Below are 4,900 nucleotides of genomic sequence, written 5' to 3' on the forward strand. Positions count from 1 at the left end.
GCCCATTCCTCGGCATCAGGCTCGGGGCTCGCCGCCAGCATGGCGCTGACCCCTGCTCTGATCTCGTCAGGCGTGGTCGCATCAATCCATGCGCCATGCAGGCGGCCATTATTGTAGGCCGCAAGGCAGGCCACGTAGATGCGGGGGTGGTCTGGAACCGTGAGAGCGGTAGCTGTTCCAAGGGGTGCAGCGGGGCAAATTTGGTCAGTCATGTCAGTCTCCTTTGCGCCGCCCTGCGTTCTTTCCCGCATCAGGCGGGGGTGGGCGGCGAAAAGGTGCATCGCCGGAGCGCATAAGGGCCCCGCGCAAGGGGAAGCCGTAGGTAGGAAATCTAAAGACGAACAATCACGACAAAGTCCCGCCCCCTTGTGCGGGGACCGCGCTCTGGCAGACGCACCGTCCGCCCAGACCCGGCTGTTGGGGAGAGATATTGAGGAAGCGGCTGACGGGGAGGACGCGGACAATCCATAGGAAATGACAGAAGCGGACACGCGGCATTCGCCCCATCGGTATCTTGTGACGAGTCCATCCTGAAACTTGACAATGCGACGTCCCTGAACCCGAAGCTTAAGCGAAGAAGCCAGTTCCGGATCAAGCAGGCGTCACTTTCTTCGCTCTACGCGACGGGCGGCGCTGTTGACGTTCTTTGCGTCGACAAGACCTGATCCATTCCTCGCTCCATTCAGCGCCCGTGACCCCTCTGGCCAACGGACAGTGGGAAGCGCGGGTGCGCGACCTGCCGGTGAGCCCCAGCCCCAGGCCTGAAGCCGGACTTTCTGATCCCTCAGTGAGACGAGCCGGGCCGGCCAGAAGAACGGCTCTATCCCACCTCAATACGTCCATTCCGGACGAACAGCCCCGCGCAATCGCGCGGGCAGGTCGCAGATGAGACAAGGCCTGTTCAGGCCACACGCTGATCCAGACCTGTCTCGGCGCCGAGCAGCTCGACCAGATACCCGCCATCACGGAGACCTTCTGCCTTGCGGATGATGTACCTGATCGCGTCCTTCATGGTCCCGGTCTCGAGGCCCCATTCCGCGTCAACGGCCTCCTGGCCATTCAGCACGACGGCAATGTCTCGCCTGGACATGCCGAGCTCAAGGCAATCGAGGGCGACAAGCCCGTCCCGCAGGATCTGTGTCGTCTTCGTCCACAGAGGCATTTCAGCGACGGGTCCCTGCTCGACCAGCGCAAGGGCCGCCTTCTGCGCTTTGAGTTTGCGCTCATAGTCATCGAGATCCGAGATTGTCAGCTTCATTTTGACGGGCTCAAGGCCAATCAGCGAAGCGCCGGTGCAACGGACCTGAACCACGCAGCCTTTTCCGCGGACCAGAAGAAACTCGCGGGCCTGCAGGTCTGTGACATGCGTGATATCGCAGATCGGCACGGTGCGGTCCCAGATGTCACAATTCTGACCGGGCGCACGTGGTGAGCAGTTGATTTCGACCTGATCGGGATAGACATGCTTATTCCAGACTGCGTCGGCTTCGAGACCATTGAGGTCTGGATCAGGCATGAAAACCAGGCCCCAGCGTTCGGCCAGTCTCTGGGGCACGCGGGACCTGAGCATCCGGATCGGTGCGCAGGGCGCCATTTTCTCCGAGATCTCGGAATCGCTGCGTAACTCTGCATCACGCCTCAGTTTCGAGTTGCGACGGGCATATTCCCAGGCCCAGCGGTCCCGCGAAAGCGGCGAGAGATAATCATAGCGTTTCAATACGCCTGAGGAATTCAAAGGGTAGGTTTTCATCTGCCTCTTCCGTGTCGCCCCAACACGTGCAAGCCAGATGCCAATTTCTACCTTAAGTAACTTTTCAATTCTCCCAAAAGGCGTTTCTCCATCCGCCTGAGAACCAGTCTCCATCTCTCCAGACAAAGACCTTTACAGCGAAAAACCTAATAGATATCCTCTCTTTAGTTGAATCTCCTTCGCCCTCCCGATTACCGAAACCAGACGAGATTTCCGCCCTTGCAGACGCCATGCGATCATCTCAGCCCAGGCCGCGCCCGCGCATTGGCAAGGGCCCGGGACATCATGCTTGAAGAGCTGCAGGCCCGGATCGAAACAGCAGGCGGCGCAAGAGCCAGCCGCTACCGGCTTTTGAAGCTCATCCTGTTCGGCCCCTTCGCGAGAAACACTGCATCAGAGACCGCAGCCCACTCCCCACAATCCGCCATGAACTTCCTCGTGATCGTCAGCCATCGCGCGCTGGCCGGGATGAGCGCCTTCTGGGACGAGGTCGAAGAGCGCATCGCCCGGGACCGCCAGGTCAAATGCCCCGTAACCCTCATCATCCACACGCTGCCAGACGTAAACAGCCACCTCAAAGCCGGCGCCCCGTTTTTCTGCCAAATCATCAATCAAGGCATCCTCGTCTACGCTGACAGCGAACCCGGCAAGGATGGCCTCCCCAAGAACATAATTACTAAGCCAATTACTCTCGTGTCTCAGAGAGCCTTCGAAATCGGATTCGAGAATTACCAATATTGGAAAAGGACCAGTGAGCAATTTCTGATCGTTGGGAGGCTGGGAATTCAAGCTGGAACCGACTGGCGTAACAATACAGCGTTCCAACTCAACCAGGCGGCTGAGAGCTCCTATCGCATGTTCTTGCTAACGGTGACTCAGTACGCGCCCCCCAGCCACAACCTCGGCAAGCTCCGCAGCCTTGCCAGAGCGGTCGAACCGAAGATCGACGAAGTATGGGCGCCGCTGCAAAAGCCGTACACCCGACATTTTGAACTCCTCCAGCGGGCCTATGTCGAAGCCCGCTATTCGCCGACCTACGAGACCCATGCCGACATTCTCGTCTGGCAAGCCAATCGAATCGAGGTGCTGATCGGCCTCGCGGATGCCCTGTGTCGTGAGCACCTCGACCGCCTCAAAGCTGAACATGGCCAACAGAATTGCATGTCTTCCAGAACTCTGGTCTCTAGTGGCGACGACAGGTAGAGGGGCGGAGACGTGCCACAGAAGGAAACGCGCAGCTCGTGAAGAACAGTCTCGATCATCTTAACCTGCAAAAGCAGAATGAGGTCACCTACATCCGGAAGGTGATCCTCGAAGAGCTTGAGGCACGCCTTCGCAAGTCCACGTCGAAACGGGTGGCTCGCTACCGCATCCTCAAACTTGTCCTCTATGGAAGCTTCGCGCGGGGGACGTGGTTCGACGACCGCAAATCCGGCCGAGCTTCAGACTATGACTTCCTCGTTATCGTCTCTCACAAGGCGCTGACTGACATGTCCAAGTTTTGGGCCGGGGTCGAAGATCGCTTGTTAATGGATCCGAAAGTCCAGAAGGATGTGTCACTGATTGTTCACACGCTCAGGGAGGTAAATGCAGCGCTCAAAGACGGGCAGTATTTCTTCGCCGAGGTCATCAACCAAGGCGTTCTGCTTTATGAGGACCGACCCAAAACTGCTGCTGAAAATGCGCATTCAAAGCTCGCTGAACACACGAGCCCAGATCCAAAGCGAGCATTCGAGCTATCAACCGAGTACTATGTTTACTGGAAACGGTCCGCATCGCAGTTCTTACAGGTCGGGAAAGAAAGTAACGCCAGGGGGCCTGACTGGAGTAAGTTCGCAGCATTCCAGCTTCACCAGGCCGCTGAAGCCATCTACCGCATGGTGCTCCTTACCGTCACCCTGTACGCGCCTGCCACGCACCACCTAGGCAAACTGCGCCAGCGCTGTGAGGCTATTGACCCGCGTCTCGCAGAAGCCTGGGGCCCGGAACGCAAACCTTTCAAACGCTATTTCGAACTCCTTCGCCGCGCCTATGTTGAAGCCCGCTATTCACCAGCCTATGAGACAAGCCCTGAAATACTCAACTGGCAAGCCGAGAGGATCGCCCAGCTCCTGGAGCTTGCCGATGCTTCATGCCAAGAGCGGCTCGAAAAACTAGCCGCAGACGCAAGGGCGTTCTAATCCGCTCGGGCGCACCACTCTCCTGATAGGCGAGTCGGAACCTAAGCGTTCAGCTGAAATGAGGTGTCTGGCAAACCGCCCTGCCAAATCGCGCTATCCATTTGGCGAAACGACCTTGCTGCGTATACCGAAGCACGCGGGCTACTAAAGTAGCTATGGGCGGTCGATTATCGCTCTAACCACTAGGTTTGATTGGGAGGTCAATTTGGAATGTGCTTGAAAAGCATCATACAGCGCGTGCGAAAAATTTCCCCTCTTGCAACCGGAAAGCAATCTGAAGCCGAGAATCAGAAAACTGAGAATTCGAAAATTGTTAGATTGCTTATTGGACACACATCAGGCGGCACTGGTGCGCCTGAAAGCCATATAGTTCGAGGGCAGATAAAGAACTCAGAACGATACTTTGATGATATTCAATCGTATCTTGTAGCTCTGATCGGCCTTGCGCATATGATTGAAGTGGGCAAATCAGGAAAATCTACTCCGTACGACCCTCAACATACTGTCCGACTCGATTGCGCAAGAGAGTCTGCCTCATGGTATTGGTCACCCAATAGCACGTTGCAAATGCTGGCATCCAACTTTGTTCCGGCAAACCTAGAAATTGAGAGAGTCGGGCGCGCTACTACGCTAAGCACCAGCCCACTGAATCTTGGTGCTTTTGGAAATCTGTTGGAGGGCTTCGGGCAGGTACTCGCAACAAACTTTTATGAGCGGCATCAACAGAGCATCATCGATAAATTTGGAAAAGACCCAAATTTGTCGTGGCCGAATGTCTGGAATTTTGCCCGTGTTGTTCGCAATGCAATGTCTCACCGCGGTGAATTGCATTTCAGATCATCAAGCGCTCCAACGGTGAGCTGGAAAGGGCTTTCGTACAGTTTCAGCGATAATGGTCGTAATATACTACATCAGGACATATGGCCTGGAGACTTGTTTGGTAACCGTCCGGTCTGCCCGCCCTTGTGGT

5 protein-coding genes are annotated in these 4,900 nt (G+C 56.3%); 3 read left to right on the plus strand and 2 right to left on the minus strand.

All coding sequences use genetic code 11. The features are described from left to right. Together HOC_RS19825 and HOC_RS21605 are read right to left on the minus strand one after the other, a co-directional pair. Nucleotides 1-212 (minus strand): antirestriction protein ArdA (locus HOC_RS19825; protein WP_162174911.1); only part of this gene is annotated, 212 nt, incomplete at its 3' end. Nucleotides 213-901: 689 nt separating this feature from the next. Then, nucleotides 902-1,750, minus strand: a complete 849-nt coding sequence (locus tag HOC_RS21605) for a DNA -binding domain-containing protein (RefSeq protein ID WP_051625155.1) — start codon at nucleotides 1,748-1,750, stop codon at nucleotides 902-904. Nucleotides 1,751-2,035: 285 nt separating this feature from the next. Here HOC_RS21605 and HOC_RS19835 point away from each other — a divergent pair, with 285 nt between their 5' ends. From HOC_RS19835 to HOC_RS22300, 3 genes are all read left to right on the plus strand, one after another. Then, the gene (locus tag HOC_RS19835; protein ID WP_035542011.1) at nucleotides 2,036-2,953 is read left to right on the plus strand and encodes a HEPN domain-containing protein; all 918 of its coding nucleotides are present in this window, start codon (nucleotides 2,036-2,038) and stop codon (nucleotides 2,951-2,953) included. A gap of 38 nt (nucleotides 2,954-2,991) precedes the next feature. Continuing rightward, nucleotides 2,992-3,930 (plus strand): HEPN domain-containing protein, encoded by a 939-nt coding sequence (locus HOC_RS19840; protein ID WP_035542014.1) that lies wholly within the window; start codon nucleotides 2,992-2,994, stop codon nucleotides 3,928-3,930. Nucleotides 3,931-4,146: 216 nt separating this feature from the next. Beyond that, the coding region (locus HOC_RS22300) for a hypothetical protein (RefSeq protein ID WP_156950572.1) at nucleotides 4,147-4,900 on the plus strand (754 nt) is incomplete at its 3' end.

Source organism: Hyphomonas oceanitis SCH89 (assembly GCF_000685295.1).
GTDB classification, from domain to species: Bacteria; Pseudomonadota; Alphaproteobacteria; order Caulobacterales; family Hyphomonadaceae; genus Hyphomonas; species Hyphomonas oceanitis.

Bases quoted from the DNA above. Each gene is read 5' to 3' on its own strand.
- HOC_RS21605 (WP_051625155.1), bottom strand. From the start codon at position 1,750: ATGAAAACCTACCCTTTGAATTCCTCAGGCGTATTGAAACGCTATGAT.
- HOC_RS19835 (WP_035542011.1), top strand. From the start codon at position 2,036: ATGCTTGAAGAGCTGCAGGCCCGGATCGAAACAGCAGGCGGCGCAAGA.